The organism is Gemmatimonadota bacterium (assembly GCA_040882465.1).
GTDB lineage: Bacteria > Gemmatimonadota > Gemmatimonadetes > Longimicrobiales > Gaopeijiaceae > JBBEBG01.
This window is the reverse complement of sequence record JBBEBG010000027.1, coordinates 19,520-34,710: the sequence shown is the minus strand read 5'-3', so window position 1 is coordinate 34,710 and position 15,191 is coordinate 19,520. Positions and strand designations below refer to the sequence as shown.

The window sequence follows — 15,191 nt, the reverse complement described above, 5'->3', positions numbered from 1 at the left end:
GGTCCGCCACCCGAAATGAAACGCGAAGGGCCAGGCGGTGGGATGGCTGGATGGGACCGAAGTGCGCCCGGAGGGATTCGAACCCCCAACCCCCAGATCCGAAGTCTGGTGCTCTATCCAGTTGAGCTACGGGCGCGGGAAACGCGAATTCCAAGATAAGCGATTTCCCTTCGGGTTGCGGGGTCGGAATCCCGGGGCCGATCTTCCAGTGACTTCCCGCACCATTTCCCTTGGAGGACCGTCATGCGTCCGATCGCACGGTTCCGCCCGACACGCGTCCTCGCGCTCCCGGAGCTCGCGTGTTCCGCCCTCATCATTGCCGCCTGCGGACCCGGGGCGGATGCCGGGAATCCGGACGCAGGCGCTTCGGCGGCGGAAGACGTTTCAGCTGAAACGTCCTCCCCGGGCGCGCAGCTGGTACCTCCGCCGCTCACCCCGCCGCCTTACGACCTCGCGATCTGGAACGCGCGGATCGTGGACGGCACCGGGGAGCCGGCGCGCGACGGCGGCGTTCTCGTGGACGACGGCCGCGTCGTCTACGTCGGGCCGCTCAATCCCGACACCCTCCAGGTCGTGGAACGGATGGACGCGGCCGGACGCGTGCTCGCCCCCGGGTTCATCGACCCGCACGCGCATGGCGAGCCCGACGGGGGCGCGCGATTCGCGAACTCCCTCGCGCAGGGGGTGACCACGATCCTCCTCGGACTCGACGGAACGAGCCCGCGAGCGGGCGAGCTCGCAGGGCTCCTGGCCCGAATCGAGGCGTCGCCGCCCTGGGTGAACGTCGGCTATCTCATCGGGCACGGGACGCTTCGGGGAGAAGCGGGGCTCGGCGGACCCGCGAACGCGGCGGGGCGGGAGCGGCTCGCCGCCCTCGTCGAGACCGCGATGGCAGCCGGCGCGTTCGGCCTTTCCACCGGGCTCGAGTACGATTCCGGCCGCCCGGCGGATCTCGAGGAGCTGGCCGCGGCCGCCCGCCCCGTCGCCGCGCACGACGGGATCGTCATGAGCCACATGCGGAGCGAGGACGCGGACCAGGTCGAGGCCTCGATCGAGGAGCTCCTCGAGCAGGGGCGCCGCTCCGGCGCGCGGGTGCATGTGTCGCACATCAAGGTCGTGCTCGGGAGCGACCGAGCCCTCCTCGACCGGATCTTCGCCCGCATGGAGCGTGCGCGGGCCGAAGGTCAAGAAGTGAGCGCGGACGTCTATCCCTACACCGCCAGTTACACCGGCCTCTCCATCCTCTTTCCGGACTTCGCACGGGGGGGCGCGGACTACCCGGCCGTCGCCGTGAGCCGGCGGGCGGAGCTGGCCGAGTACCTGCGGAATCGGATCAATGCCCGGAACGGCCCGGAGGCGACCCTCTTCGCATCGGGGCCATACGCCGGGAGCACCCTTGCCGAGGCGGCGGCCGCAACGGGGAGGCCCTTCGAGGACATTCTCATCGAGCTGGGACCGAGCGGTGCCCGCGCCGCTTACTTCGTGATGGACGACGCCTGGATGAGCACCTTCCTCCTCGATCCCCACACCGTGATCTCCTCGGACGGAAGTCCTTCCATGGAGCACCCGCGCGGCTACGGCTCCTTCGCTCGCGTGATCCGGCGCTTCGTCGTGGAGGAGGGGACGCTCTCGCTGGAAGAAGGGGTCGCGAAGATGTCTGGGCAGACGGCGGCGCTCTTCGGGCTCTCCGATCCGGAACAGCAGGAGGTCCCGCGCGGACTCTTACAGCCTGGGTTCGCGGCCGACCTCGTTCTCTTCACTCCGGAGAACATCGAGGATCCGGCCGACTTCGAGGAGCCGCATCAGCTGGCGCGCGGGATGGACTTCGTGTGGGTCAACGGCGTGGTCGCGTGGGAGGCGGGTGCAGTGGAAGCTCCTGCCGGCGCATCGGCGCCGGGGCGGGCGCTCCGGCAATGAGGTCCCCAAGCTTGCGTTTCGCCCGCTCGCCGGACTTCATTGGACCCTTCCGCTCCCGACGATCTCGATCCACGCCCTGACCCCGAGGGATTTTCATGGTGCGCAAAGCCGTCGTCGAGGCAATCGGCACCTTCTTCCTGGTGTTCACCATCGGCATGGTCGTGCTCGAGCCCGGCGCGGGGGGGTTCGCGCCGCTCGCCATCGGTTCCGCGCTGATGGTCATGGTCTACGCCGGCGGACCCATCTCGGGGGCTCACTACAATCCCGCGGTGACCCTCGGCGTGCTCCTCCGCGGGCGGACGAGCGGAAAGGAGCTGGCGGTGTACTGGGCGGCGCAGCTCGCGGGCGCGGCGCTCGCGGCGCACGCCACCCGCTTCCTGAAGGGACCCGTCCCCGTCACGGCCCTCGCGCCGGACGTCCCGAGCGCTCTCCTCGCGGAGTTTCTCTTCACCTTCGCGCTGGTCTTCGTGGTGCTGAGCGTTGCCACTGCGCGCGCCAGCGAAGGGAACTCTTATTACGGTCTCGCGATCGGCTTCACCGTGGTCGCGGGCGCCTACGCGGTCGGGGGTATTTCCGGTGGGGCCTTCAACCCGGCGGTGGCTCTGGGCATCTCCCTCCTCGGCATCTCGCCCTTCGCGAACATCTGGATCTACCTGGTCGCGAACTTTTCAGGCGCCGCGGCGGCGGCGTTCCTGTTCAAGGGTTTGGATCTCGGGGGGGACAAGGCTCCTGGGGCGGGCTTTGCGTGAGGTAGCGATTCAGCCTGTGAACGCTTCGGGAGAGATGGCTCGCTCTGGAAAGTCGGCGAGGAGGCGGGCGTCCGCGGTCACGAGGGGAAGGCCGAGCGCCTCCGCGAGGGCCACGTACTCACAGTCGTAGGCGGAACACGAGGATGCGAGGACGAGCTCCATCACGAGCCCCGCATCGGGGAGGTGTTCCCGCCCGCGAAGGAGCGCCTCGGCCGCCTCGATGAGCTCCATCGCCGCCGAGGCGTCGAGCTCACCCCTTCGGAGATAGCCAGCGAGGACGTTTCGCCACTCGCTTCTCCAGAGGAGGGGCGCGGCCCACTCGGGGTCCCGCTCGATTACCGCTTCGGCCGCTCGCGTTCGCTCGCCCTCGATGAAGAAATAGGCGATGAGGTTCACGTCGGCGACGATCAAGGACGCCCCTCGTCCCGCGCCACGCGGATCGCCTCGTCCGTGAGATAGGGAAGGCGCGCGCGTTCGCGGATCGACCGAGCCTGGGCGAGGAGCTCCGCCGCATCGGCCGGTGCGCTTCCCACGGAGGCCTCGAGCCGCCGGATCACCTCGCTATTGAGGCTCCGGCGGTTCCGTTCCGCCGCTTCGCGGAGTTGGACGAGGAGGGGCTCCCCGAGGTTCTTGATGGTGAGGTTCGGCATGGGCCCGCAGTGGTTCCATTATGCAACCGTAACGGAACCTAACGCGGTGAGACCCGGCATTCAACGGGCTTCGTGCGCTACCGAGGGGACCGAGAAGGACCTTCACGTCCGGGCGGCCCTAGCGGAGCGCTTCCCACTCCGAAGGATCCGCGGCGGGGGAAATCACATCCCTAACGATCCGACCCCGATCCAGTGGTACCGTGATGGTTCGGCCATCGGCAAGGTCCACGGAGAGCCGGTCGTCCGAAAAGTACACAGCCTCAACACGCTCGCCGGAGTTAACCGAGGAAGGGGTCATTCCAGGCCTCCAAGAGCCGCGCTCTGTGCTCGACCACCAATTGTTCGATTCGCCGAAGCTCATATGCACCGTAACCGACGTTTCGTGCCGACGCCACTGCGTCAAGCCAGGACTTCGCGGACATCCGCTCACGATCGACGTGAACGTGAGGGGGTTCGGGGATATCGTGGCTGACGAAAAAGGACTGATCGGGCCCGGACCGGAGAACCGTCGGCACGTCGAAGGTTGGCACTTTTCCGCCTCCGGCGGTGGCGGAATCCGCGAATGGACGAAGCCTCGCGCGTCCTTCGGGGCGTCTCCATGGGAGATTGATTGCGCGTGCTCCTGGGTCAGCCTTCGGCGCCCTTCCGCCGGAGGATCACATGCGTCACCTACTCCGACGCGGCGAACCGAGCCACCTCGTAGCCGAGGGCGAGCATGTCGTTTCCCTCGAACAGCGATTCCCCGTCGCCGAGAAGGATCGGCGCGATCGCGATGTGCAGCTCGTCGATGAGCGGGGCCTGGACGTACTGTCGGATCGTGTCGGCGCCGTCGCCACCGCTCGCGCGCTGGAAGGTGCGGGTGGAAATGAACCAGTCGTGCAGGGCCTCGCCGCCCACGCCGAGGGGCTCCTCGCGCGTCTGGTTCGGGCCGGCACCGAAGCCGTCCAAGGATATGGCGAAGGATTCGACGCGGAGGAGGGCCATCGTTCGTCTGTTGGGTGGCTCCGACAACGGACCTACTTCCGTAGGACCTTTTCCATCGCCTTTCCCCTGGCCAACTCGTCGACCAGCTTGTCCATGTAGCGGATCTTCTGCATGAGCGGGTCCTCGATCTCCTCCACGCGATATCCACAGATCACCCCGGTGATCTTCGAGACGTTCGGGTTGATCCGAGGGGCTTGGGCGAAGAAGGTCTCGAGGTCGACTCTGTCGGCGATCACACGTGCGAGCGCCTGATCATCGTAGCCCGTGAGCCAGTGAATGACGGCGTGCACCTCTTGCTTGGTGCGGCCTTTCTTCTCCGCCTTGGCGATGTAATGCGGGTAGACGCCGGCGAACGACATTCGGAAGACCCTCGTGTTGTCCATGGCGGTACTGGTTGGGGTTGGAGTTGGGGATCAGGGAAAGATCCCGCGCTCGCTGTAAGCGGACTGGATCTGCTCCAGGGCGACCACGTAACACGCGGTCCGGAGGTCGCAGGGCCGGCGCTCCGATTCTTCTCGGACACGTTGGTAGCTTCGGAGGAGCCGACGCTTCAGTCGACCGTCCACCTCCTCCAGGTCCCACCGCTCGTTATTCCTGTTCTGGCTCCACTCGAAGTAGGAGACGGTCACGCCGCCGGCATTGGCCAACACATCCGGGAGGACGTCGATCCCACGTTCGCGGAGGACGATGTCCCCCGCCGGCGTCGTGGGTCCATTCGCGCCCTCGGCCACGACCTTCGCGCGGAGCAATCCCGCCACTCGCGCGTCGATCACGTTCTCGACCGCCGCAGGGATGACGATGTCGGTCTCCACGGACCAGAACTCGTCGACCGAAATCGCCTCGGCTCCCGGGAAGGCCGCCACGCTTCCAGTCTCGCGGACATAGTCGCGGAGGGCCTCGAGGGGGATCCCGTCCGTGTTCGCGATCGAACCCCGGTGATCCATGACGGCGATACAGCGCGCCCCGATCGCCCCGAGGAGGACCGCGGCGTTGGAGCCGACATTCCCGAATCCCTGCACGGTGAAGGAGGCGCCCGATAGGCGCAGGCGATGGAGGAGGGCCCACTCCTCCACCAGATCGACCAGGCCCTGGCCCGTCGCCTTCTCGCGGCCCTCGCTCCCGCCACAGGCGATGCTCTTCCCGGTGACGACACCGCGGTGGAGGTTTCGGCCGGCGTAGCCCACGGTGTTGACGTACGTGTCCATGATCCAGTTCATGGTCTGCGCGCTCGTCCCCATATCCGGCGCCGGGATGTCGTAGTCGGCGCCGATGTTCGTGCCCAGCGCGTGGGTGAGCCGGCGCGTGACGCGCATGAGCTCGTCGGTCGAGTGGCCGCTCGGGTCGATCCGGACCCCTCCCTTGGCACCGCCGAGGGGAAGGCCCACCAGCGCGCACTTCCAGGTCATGAGCGCCGCGAGCGCCATGACCTCGTCCATGGAGACGTCCGGGTGGTAGCGGATTCCGCCCTTGTAAGGGCCGAGGATGTTGTTGTGCTGGACGCGGTATCCTTGGAAGAGCCGGTAGCGGCCGTCGTCCATGCGGACCGGGAAGTTCACCTGGATCACGTTCTTGGGTTCGTCCAGGATCACGCGGACGTTCCCGTCGAGTCCGATCAGGTCGGCGGCGCGCCGGTATTGTGCCTGGGTCGCCTCGTAGAAGCTCGGCTCGGCCTTCGTCGTGGTCGGGGTCATCGGAGATCGGGCGGCATCCGCCTCAGGATCATCGGCGGGGAATCGGTGAGGTCGCAGACGGAGGGCGGGTCCATGCTGCTCTAAAAGTAGCGTGAACCACGGATCGCCGTGAAACGGGCCGATGGTCCCGGGGAGGAAGGTGGCGGGGGCCGTCCCGGGCGCGCATGATCATGATGATGCTCCCGCATGACGCTCCCGCCTCCGCGGATCCCGGGCCCAGGCAGGTCGCTAGCTGGTGGGCAACCGTTCGTCGAGACGTGCCGTCAACCGAAGTGAGGAATCGATGATCTCGTACGCCTTCGCCCGGCGCGGCCGGGCCCGCCCCGCCGTCCTCGCGTGGGGCATCGCCACACTCGTTTTCGCCATCGCAGGCTGCGTAGGGTGGGCCGGCGGAGGCGGACCCGTTGGGGCGGAGGCGCTCACGGCGCGTGCCGCTCAGGTCGTGCGTTCGGACGTCGGAGTCGTGGCGAGTGCGTCGGTGCTGGCCACCGAGGTGGGGGCCGGGATCCTGGCCGCGGGGGGGAACGCCGTCGACGCCGCGGTGGCCACCGGCTTCGCCCTAGCGGTGACGGAGCCGTCCATGTCGGGGCTCGGCGGGCGGGCGAGCACCCTGATCCGCCTCCCGGATGGAGCGATCGTGGGCTTCGATGGTCTGAACCAGGTGCCGCATGGTTACGCACCGGAGTCGGGACTTCCCCCCGGCTACGAACGTGCAGCGATCCCCGGGGTCCCGGCCGCACTCGTGCGGGTTCACGAGGCGCACGGCACCCTCCCCCTCGCGCGTGTGATGGAGGGGGCGATCCGCCTCGCGGAGGAGGGCTTCGCGCTCCCGGCGGACGAGGCCGCGCGCTGGGCCGGGGGTGTCGGCGACCTTGCGGAGTATCCGGCCTCCCGGGAGCTCTGGCTCCGGCCGGATGGATCGCCGAGGGAGGCGGGGGAACGGTTCCGAAACCCGGATTTGGCCCGGGCGCTACGGGCGATCGCGGCGGACGGGTGGGCCGGCTTCTACTCCGGGTGGGTTGCCGACTCCATCCACGCTGAGATGACGCGCCTGGGCGGCTTCATCACGAGGGAAGAGCTCGCGGGCTACGACGCGCTGTCCGCCATCCCCGCCCGGGGGAGCTACCGGGGCTACGAGATCGCGTCGAACTTCCGCCCCGCCGCGGGGCACGCGGTCGTGGAGGCCCTCCAGATCTTGGAGGAGGTGGGCGTGCCTGAGGCGGATGAGGGGGCGCGGTGGGCAGCCGTGGTGAGCCAGGCGATGCAGCTGGCGATCTCCGACCGCAACGGGAACCACGGTTCGGAGGAGGAAAGCGCCGCGGTCCTCACCTCCAGGGAGCATGCGCGCACACGCGCCGAGGAGATCACGGTTCCGACGGCGGTCGGGGTGGGCGTGGGGTCCGGCGTCGGATGGGGCCGAGGCGTGGGCCAGTTCGGCGAAGTCGGTGCCGAGATCGCGAGGGAGTGGAGCTTCGACGTCCCTCCCGGCACCCTCGTCACTTCGCCCTCGGACCGCGAGGCGACGACCCATCTCGTCACCGCCGATGCGAGCGGGATGGTGGTGACGCACACGCAATCGAACGGTCCCGCGATGGGGACGCGCCTGACCGCTTCAGGCCTGGGGTTCTTCTATGCGACCCGCCTCGGGAGCACACCGGGGTCGCGCCCCTCCTCCACGATCGCGCCGACCCTCGTCCTCCATCCGGACGGTCGCCCCTGGTTCGCCCTCGGGGGAGCGGGAGACGCACGCATCATCTCCGCCGTGATCCAGGTCGTGAGCCGCCGCATCGACCATGAAATGACCCTGCCGGAGGCGGTCGCCGCTCCACGCGTCCATCCCAACGGGCTCACGGGAGTGTCCGTCGAGTCCGGGCCGGTGGGCCGCTGGGAGGCCGCGGACCTCGCCCTCCTCCGCGAGCAAGGGTTCGAGGTCGAGGGGCAGCCGTCCGGCTTCTTCGGGCGCGTCCACGCCGTGGAGTTCGAAGCGGGCGGGCTCCTCGGGGTGGCGGAGCCGCGGTGGACCGGGAGCGCCGTGGGGGTACGCCGGGAGTGACGCGACCGGCGGACGCCTGATCGGCGCCTCCCCCGGCCCGCCGCAACCTGGGATCGCGGCTTTCAGGAAGCGGTCCGTTCCCGTCGGGCCACTCCGGTTTCGTAGGCTGCCTGTTCCACCGCTGATGCGACCGCGGGGGTGACCCGCCGATTGAAGATCGAGGGGATGATATAGTCGGCGGTCAGCTCGACCTCGGTGATGCAGTCGGCGATGGCGTAGGCGGCGGCCAGCTTCATGGCCTCGTTGATTTCGGACGCGCGGCAGTCGAGGGCGCCCCGGAAGATCCCGGGAAAGCAGAGCACGTTGTTGATCTGGTTGGGGTAGTCGCTGCGTCCCGTGGCAATGACCCTGGCATGGGGAGCGGCCTCTTCCGGGGTGATTTCGGGAATGGGATTGGCCAGGGCAAAGACGACCGGGTTGGGCGCCATGCGGCAGACCATTTCCGCCGTGAGCACCCCTCCGCTGGAGACCCCGAGGAAGAGGTCGGTGCCGTCGATCACTTCGGATAGCGTCCCCGTCCGCTGGTCGGGATTGGTTTCGGCCTTCCACCAATCGAGGCCCTCCTCCTCGCGGCCGCGGTGGATGACTCCGTGAAGGTCGCAGCCAACGAGGTGCCGCACCCCTCCGGCGACGAGCATCTTCGCACAGGCGGTCCCGGCGGCTCCGGCGCCTGAAACGACGACTCTCGCTTCGGCGAGGGTCTTCCCCACGACGCGGAGCGCGTTGATGGCGGCAGCGAGTACGACGACGGCGGTTCCGTGCTGGTCGTCGTGAAAGACGGGGATGTCGAGGGCCTCGCGCAGGCGGCGCTCCACCTCGAAGCAACGGGGGGCCGAGATGTCCTCGAGATTGATGCCGCCGAAGCCCGGCGCGATCGCCTTGACGGTGGCGACGATCGTATCGACATCCGTGGTGTCGAGACAGAGGGGAAAGGCGTCGATGTTGGCGAACTCCTTGAAGAGCATCGCCTTGCCCTCCATCACCGGCATCGCTGCGGCGGGGCCGATGTTTCCAAGGCCGAGGACGGCGGTTCCGTCGGTGACAACGGCGACGCTGTTGCGCTTGATCGTCAGGGTGAAGGCCTTGGCCGGGTCCTCGTGGATGGCGGTGCAGACCCTGGCAACCCCGGGGGTGTAGGCGCGTGAAAGGTCGGCCCGGGTTTGGATGGGGATCTTGCTCTTCACCTCGATTTTCCCCCCGAGGTGCAATAGAAAGACGCGGTCGGAATAGTGGAGGAATGTGACCCCGGGCAGGTTGCTGACCGCTTCGATGATCTCCTGGGCGTGTTGGTCGTTGCCCGCGGCAAGGGTGATGTCGCGGACGAGTTGGTGGAAGTCCGCCTCGACGATATCGACGGCTCCGATGCTGCCCCCGGCCTCTCCGATGGTGGATGTGACCAAACCGAGGACCCCCGGCCTGTTGGCGAGCTTCAGGCGAAGGGTGATGCTGTATCCGTCGGTAGGGGAGGGTCTCATGTTTGGGGTGATGGACGTCGGCGCGAGAAGTAGGGGCGATTCAAAGGCCGTCTGAGCGTGAAACGCAAGGTAGGACGGGGGTTTGGGGGGAGCAAGGAATCCGGGGGCGAGAGGGCCAGTCCCGCCGAGAACCGCTAGGCGGACCCCGCGAGCTCCCCCGCCCGAGCGTCGAGCTCGTCCCGCACGGCCGATACGGCACGATCCGGCACCCGGCGCTCCTCGGCGAACTCCTCCCATCGCTCGATCGCGCCGCGGGTCCGCTCGAGGATGTCACGGGGCCGCTTGACGCCGAACTCGACCGCCACGTCGAGGAGGTCGGATTCTCGGATGCCCGACACCTTGTCCCGGATCCTCATCTGGTGGTTTGCCGTCCACCCCTCGCCGTGGGCGAAGGTGAGGTCGTAGGCGGGCGCGAGGGACCAGCTTCCCGTCCGGTCCATCTGAAACGAAAGGTTCTTCACATGGTCGTCCTGATTGACGGCCATCACGTTGAAGACGATCCGGTGGAAGGCCTGCCGCAAGGCGTCGTACGCCATTCCCAGGCGGAGGATCGTGCGGAGGTACTCCTCGTACGAGCTGGCTCCGGGCTCGTTGTAGTCCACGTGGATCAACCCCCCGAGCGAGTGCTGATGCAGCCGATCCCCGTCGTCGAGATCGAACCGTCGCACGAGGAGATGCGCGTAACCGTCGATCTCGAGGGTGTGGACGCGGGCCATCTCCACTTCCGCCGCACCAGCCATCGAGGCGTAGGCCGCCTCCACACGGTTGTAGTGCTGTGGAGGCCCGATCTCCCCGTCGCGGTCCACGCCCCCCACGCCATCGAACTTGAGGATGCAGGGCACCTCACCACTGCGAGGCGCGACGCTTCCCGATCGAATCGTTCCGCGCTCCGCATCGAAGTGAACCACGGCCTTCGGGCGCCGGCCCCCCGCCGACGAGCCGATTCGATAGATCTCGGGAACGGCCACGTCCGGCTTTCCGAGAACGATGCGCTTCGCGTCGTGTGCGAGCGCCTGGATATCGAGCGCCTCCCGCCCGGCGTCTCGGATCGGTGGCCCTTCCGCGGGATGGAAGGTCAGCGCGCCGATCGCCCGCTCTCCCACGTAGAGGAGCCGCTGGATCGGGCTCATGGCCCGCGCGGCCTCTCCACGGGCGGCGTAATACGCGCGGATCACGCTTCGGCCGAACGCGTCGGGCAGGGAATCGGCGAGGACGCCCGGAAGTCCCTGGAACGCCTCCTTTCTTCGGAGCTCCTCGAAGCTCTGCGGTCCATGCAGGCCGGTCGGAAGGTGGATCGGGGAGATCTCGAGCCCGAGGGCGCGGAACTCGTCCGCGTACTCGAAGAGGACGCGCCCGGTGTCGAGCTCCACCAGAGCCCCGACCGTCGTGCCCCAGAGCCGGACCTCTGCTTCCGCCCGGACCTCAGCCATCGCCGGGGGCCGGGCCGCTCGGCGGCTCCACCTGCTGGTCGTCCGCCCCGGCCTCCTCGTTCGCCCCTTCGCTCCCGCCCTCCCCGCTCCGCGCGCGCCGCTTCCGGAGGCGCGCCATCGGGGAGACCTCCGTCACGGGGATGAAGCTGTCGAGGGCAGGGAGGCGTGCATATACACGAAGGAGCCGAACCAGGGTCGAGAGGGTCGGGTTGTCACCGTGCTCGGCACGGTAGAGGGTGTGGCGACCCAGGCCGGCCCGTTCGGCGGCCTCGGACTGGGTCAGGCCGCGTGCCTTCCTGAGGGAGCGCAGCCGTTCACCGATCGCTTCCAGGATCTGGGGGTCGGTGGCTGTAATATATTCTAAATCATTCATTTGATCTCTAAAAACGCCAAAGCCATTGTAAATGATGTCTACAAGGCTAACGAGGGCGACATGATCGTGCAACCCTGGATACATCACATACAATGCCCAATGGCCCGGAATCGGCGGATCTGCATTGGATACGATACGACCAATCCTCAGCGGACAGGAGCGCAGAACGCGAGGAGCCGCTCCTGTCAGCGATCGTCGCTGCGCACGCGGGCGAACCCGATCGGGGTCGATCCCGCCTGACGCGTTCCTTGCCACGCCATCTGCGGCCGGGCATCTTCCCAGTCCATCTGGATCGAGTAGTGCCTCCCACCCGGTGATCCGTGCCGGCCCTTCCGTCAAATCGCGGCGCCCCGTTTTCCGCCGGAGACGATGAGCTTCAGCCCGATTCCCGTATTCGGCGAACTCCGGAAGCGCCTCTCGAATTGGCGGGAAGACCGTCGCCCCGAGACTCCCACGGGACCCCCGCCGACCGAGTCCGACTTCCTTCGCGCCAAGGCCTCCCTCGAACGCCTCCTTCTCACGAACATCCTCCCCTTCTGGCTCCCTCGGATCCTCGACGAGGAAAACGGTGGCTTCCACCTGAATCACGACGTGCGCGGTACGTTCCGAGGGGAGTTCCCGAAAAGCCTCGTGGGCCAGGCCCGGTCGACCTGGTTCTTCGCCCGCTTGGCACGGAGCCCCTACGGCGACCGCACGCACCTGGACGCCGCGACGCATGGCTTCACCTTTCTCCGGGATCGCATGTGGGACGCGGAGCACGGCGGCTTTTTCTGGGCAACGGACGCTTCGGGGCGCACCCCCACGCACCTCGATAAGCACCTGTTCGGGCAAGCTTACGGCCTGTACGCGCTCTCCGAGTATGCTCGCGCTGCTGCAGACCCGCCCGCTCTGGCCTTGGCTCGCGAGCTTTTCCTCACCCTCGACGGGCACTCGCACGACCCGGTGTATGGCGGATACGAAGAGTTCTACCGGCGCGACTGGGCGCCCGTCCCCGCCTCGGAACCGAGCTACATGCACGCGTTCGCCGGTGTGAAGCAACTGAACACCCACCTCCACTGGATGGAGGCGCTGACCGAATACTTGCGCCTCAGCCAGGATCCCCTCGCGCGAGATCGCCTTCTCGAGTTGATCCTCGTGCAGAGCAACGCAGTCGTGCGAAAGACAACCGGAGCATGCACGGACAGGCATGAGCTGGATTGGACGCCGATCGACGTGGCGCACGCGAGGACCAACTACGGGCACGACCTCGAAAACGTATGGCTGCTCTGGGAGGCGTGCGACGCGGCGAGCCTGCCGAACGGGCCCCTGCTGGACCTCTATCGCACCCTCTTCGGGAACGCCCGCAAGCTTGGCTTCGATCGCCGGTCAGGCGGATTCTTCTACACGGGTTCGCCGAACAGGCGCGCGGACATTCGGGTCAAGATCTGGTGGGTGCAGGCGGAGGCATTGGTGTGCGCCCTGCTCATGTACCGCATCACCGGAGAGGCTTCTTATTACCATTGCTTCTCGCGGACACTCGACTGGGTCCTCACGCACCAAGCCGACTGGGAATGCGGCGACTGGCATGCGGTGATCGGTGAGGATGGAGCACCGGCCGGCGACAAGGCCACGAACAAGAACGGCGCATGGAAAACGCCCTATCACAATGGACGAGCGGTCCTCCGGTGCCTGGAGCTGCTGGAGCCGCTCATCGAATCAGATGCGACCTCGGACGACAAACCATGACTGGGCCTAAGGCCTTCGCGCGCTTGACGCTCATCGCCCTGCTCGTCGGGGGACTCGGAGCCGCGACCGCCATCCTAGTCTTACCGCAGCTGCGTTGGCGCGCCACGGTGGTCTTGCTGAAAGCTCGCGGTGGGCTCCCAGACATGAGTTGGGGAGAGCTTCTTCCCATGCTTCACCCGGACGCTCCCATCTACTTGGAGCCGCTCGTCGAAAATCCGAACCCGCACCAGGTGATTACGAACCCGTATCGGTCAGCCGAGGACCTGTCCGAGGGGCAGGGGCTCTTTCGGAGCACATGCACCGCGTGCCACGGGGCCCAGGGCACTGGAGGAGGTGGAGGTCCGGACATCGTGAGCGCCCCCCTCCGGCATGGGGCCTCCGATTGGGCGCTCTATCGCACAATCACCCGCGGAGTGCCGGGAACGGCGATGCCGGAGCATGATCTCCCGCCCCCCGAGGTCTGGCGCATCATCGCCCACTTGCGGGCCCTGCAGGGGTCGGTGGGTGCGGTACCCCGTGATCGGGCCGCTGCTACCCAGGTCGAGATCCGAGCCGTCGCTGGCGAAGAGCTGGATTCGCCGCCGAATGGAGAATGGCTGACGTACTCGGGTCACTACGCTTCGCACCGGCACAGCCCACTCTCCCAAGTCACGTCTGCGAATGTCGGTGCGCTGGAAGTCTCGTGGCTCCTGCAGCTGCCGGCGAGCGACTACCCGATCGAGACCTCCCCGTTGGTGGTGGACGGCGTCATGTTCCTCACGGTTCCTCCGCAACAGGTCCTCGCGGTCGACCTTCGGACACGGGCGCTGCTCTGGAGTTGGGAGCGTGAGCTTCCGGATCGGATCGACGCCTGTTGCGAGTTGGTCAACCGCGGCCTCGCCTTGCTCGGAAACTCGCTCTTTCTGGGGACCCTGGACGCGCACCTCATCGCCTTCGATGCGCGAACGGGCGAGGTCTTTTGGGACGTGGAAGTGGCCGATCACCAAGACGGGTACAGCATCACCAGCGCTCCGCTCGTGGCCGCGGGACTTGTGATCACGGGCGTGGCGGGCGGGGAGTTCGGCGTCCGCGGCTTCCTCGACGCGTACGATCCCAGCACGGGCGAACGGGTTTGGCGCTTCATGACGATCCCGGAACCGGGCGACCCGGGCAGTGAGACCTGGACCGGGGATGCCTGGCGAACCGGTGGCGCACCTACCTGGTTGACGGGATCATTCGACCCGGACCTTGAGCTCCTTTACTGGGGAGTTGGCAACCCCTCCCCGGACTTCCAGGGCGACGCCCGACCGGGCGACAACCTTTTTTCGAGCAGCGTCCTCGCGCTCGAAGTGGCGACCGGACGGCTCCGATGGCACTTCCAGTTCACGCCGCACGACGAGCACGACTGGGACGCCGCGCAGATCCCCATCCTCGCAGACCTCGACGTGGAGGGCACGCGGCGCCGAGCCCTCCTCTGGGCGAATCGAAACGCCTTCTACTACGTGCTGGATCGGGAGACCGGCGAGTTTCTGGGGGCGCGCGCCTTCGCCACGCAGACCTGGGCCGATAGCATCGATGCGAGGGGACGGCCGTGGACTCGACCCGAGGCGCGGCCATCTCGCGGGGGAACCCTGGTTTACCCCGGTGTGGTCGGGGCCACGAACTGGTGGCCGCCCTCCTACGACCCGGTTCGGGAGCTCGTCTACGTGCCGACGCTGGAGCGCCCCAGCGTCTTTTTTTCCGGTGAGGTGCCTGACCGTCGTCCTGGGGAGAATTTCCTGGGAAGCGCGGCCCAGGGGATCGTGGATGGGCCCTATTTCACCGCGGTCCGCGCGTTGCGGGCCACGAGCGGCGAGTTGATTTGGGAGTACCGGCATGCGCCGAGGACCGGAGGAGACGATTACCGAGCAGGGGGACTCTTGAGCACGGCCGGCGGCGTTCTCTTCGGAGGAGACGGAACGCTCTTTTTCGCGCTCGATTCCGCAACGGGCGGCGAGCTCTGGAAATTCGACGCCGGAGGACCGGTCCACGCTCCGGCCATCACGTACGCTCTGGACGGTAGGCAGTTCGTCGCCGTCGTTGCGGGGAAAACGCTGATCGCGTTCAGCCTGGACGAAGGCTGAGTCCCCTACCTTAGCGTGAGGGCGCTCGAGGGCGAGGCGCCC

14 protein-coding genes and 1 tRNA gene are annotated in these 15,191 nt (G+C 67.4%); 5 read left to right on the top strand and 10 right to left on the bottom strand.

Annotation, left to right across the window (positions count from 1 at the left end):
* Window positions 1–62 precede the first annotated feature (62 nt).
* A tRNA-Arg gene (locus WEG36_09875) sits at window positions 63–136 on the bottom strand.
* 107 nt (window positions 137–243) lie between these two features.
* Between WEG36_09875 and WEG36_09870 the strand changes: the two genes are divergently transcribed.
* Both WEG36_09870 and WEG36_09865 read left to right on the top strand, forming a co-directional pair.
* Complete coding sequence (locus WEG36_09870; protein MEX1257914.1) at window positions 244–1,917, top strand: amidohydrolase family protein; 1,674 nt, start codon at window positions 244–246, stop codon at window positions 1,915–1,917.
* A gap of 95 nt (window positions 1,918–2,012) precedes the next feature.
* A complete protein-coding gene (locus WEG36_09865; GenBank protein ID MEX1257913.1) occupies window positions 2,013–2,666 on the top strand; it encodes an aquaporin in 654 nt (217 codons plus the stop codon).
* A 9-nt stretch (window positions 2,667–2,675) separates the two neighbouring features.
* Here WEG36_09865 and WEG36_09860 read toward each other — a convergent pair whose 3' ends face one another.
* The 6 genes from WEG36_09860 to WEG36_09835 all read right to left on the bottom strand — a co-directional run bounded on the left by WEG36_09860 (window position 2,676) and on the right by WEG36_09835 (window position 5,991).
* The gene (locus tag WEG36_09860) at window positions 2,676–3,077 is read right to left on the bottom strand and encodes a type II toxin-antitoxin system VapC family toxin (GenBank protein MEX1257912.1); all 402 of its coding nucleotides are present in this window, start codon (window positions 3,075–3,077) and stop codon (window positions 2,676–2,678) included.
* On the bottom strand, window positions 3,074–3,316 hold the full coding sequence (locus tag WEG36_09855; GenBank protein MEX1257911.1) for an Arc family DNA-binding protein: 243 nt from the start codon (window positions 3,314–3,316) through the stop codon (window positions 3,074–3,076). Before WEG36_09855 ends, WEG36_09860 begins: the two co-directional genes overlap by 4 nt.
* 278 nt (window positions 3,317–3,594) lie before the next feature.
* Window positions 3,595–3,831, bottom strand: a complete 237-nt coding sequence (locus WEG36_09850) for a DUF4160 domain-containing protein (protein ID MEX1257910.1) — start codon at window positions 3,829–3,831, stop codon at window positions 3,595–3,597.
* Window positions 3,832–3,985: 154 nt separating this feature from the next.
* Window positions 3,986–4,300: a dihydrofolate reductase family protein gene (locus WEG36_09845; protein ID MEX1257909.1), complete on the bottom strand. Its 315-nt coding sequence runs from the start codon at window positions 4,298–4,300 to the stop codon at window positions 3,986–3,988.
* A gap of 32 nt (window positions 4,301–4,332) precedes the next feature.
* The gene (locus WEG36_09840) at window positions 4,333–4,683 is read right to left on the bottom strand and encodes a DUF2200 domain-containing protein (protein MEX1257908.1); all 351 of its coding nucleotides are present in this window, start codon (window positions 4,681–4,683) and stop codon (window positions 4,333–4,335) included.
* A 30-nt stretch (window positions 4,684–4,713) separates the two neighbouring features.
* Window positions 4,714–5,991: a Glu/Leu/Phe/Val dehydrogenase gene (locus WEG36_09835; protein ID MEX1257907.1), complete on the bottom strand. Its 1,278-nt coding sequence runs from the start codon at window positions 5,989–5,991 to the stop codon at window positions 4,714–4,716.
* A 283-nt stretch (window positions 5,992–6,274) separates the two neighbouring features.
* On the opposite strand from WEG36_09835, the gene WEG36_09830 reads away from it, so the two are divergent.
* Entirely contained in the window at window positions 6,275–8,044 is a 1,770-nt protein-coding gene (locus WEG36_09830) for a gamma-glutamyltransferase (GenBank protein ID MEX1257906.1), read from the top strand.
* Window positions 8,045–8,106: 62 nt separating this feature from the next.
* Here the strand turns inward: WEG36_09830 and WEG36_09825 are convergent, their stop codons facing one another.
* From WEG36_09825 to WEG36_09815, 3 genes are all read right to left on the bottom strand, one after another.
* Window positions 8,107–9,519 carry a malic enzyme-like NAD(P)-binding protein gene (locus WEG36_09825; protein MEX1257905.1) on the bottom strand — a complete coding sequence of 471 codons (1,413 nt, stop codon included), beginning with the start codon at window positions 9,517–9,519 and terminating at the stop codon, window positions 8,107–8,109.
* Between the two features lie 134 nt (window positions 9,520–9,653).
* Window positions 9,654–10,949: a type II toxin-antitoxin system HipA family toxin gene (locus tag WEG36_09820; GenBank protein ID MEX1257904.1), complete on the bottom strand. Its 1,296-nt coding sequence runs from the start codon at window positions 10,947–10,949 to the stop codon at window positions 9,654–9,656.
* Window positions 10,942–11,322: a helix-turn-helix transcriptional regulator gene (locus tag WEG36_09815; protein MEX1257903.1), complete on the bottom strand. Its 381-nt coding sequence runs from the start codon at window positions 11,320–11,322 to the stop codon at window positions 10,942–10,944. Before WEG36_09815 ends, WEG36_09820 begins: the two co-directional genes overlap by 8 nt.
* 369 nt (window positions 11,323–11,691) lie before the next feature.
* Between WEG36_09815 and WEG36_09810 the strand changes: the two genes are divergently transcribed.
* Both WEG36_09810 and WEG36_09805 read left to right on the top strand, forming a co-directional pair.
* A complete protein-coding gene (locus WEG36_09810) occupies window positions 11,692–13,047 on the top strand; it encodes an AGE family epimerase/isomerase (GenBank protein ID MEX1257902.1) in 1,356 nt (451 codons plus the stop codon).
* A complete protein-coding gene (locus WEG36_09805; protein MEX1257901.1) occupies window positions 13,044–15,149 on the top strand; it encodes a PQQ-dependent dehydrogenase, methanol/ethanol family in 2,106 nt (701 codons plus the stop codon). The genes WEG36_09810 and WEG36_09805 overlap by 4 nt, the downstream gene beginning before the upstream one ends.
* The last annotated feature ends 42 nt before the right edge of the window (window positions 15,150–15,191 follow it).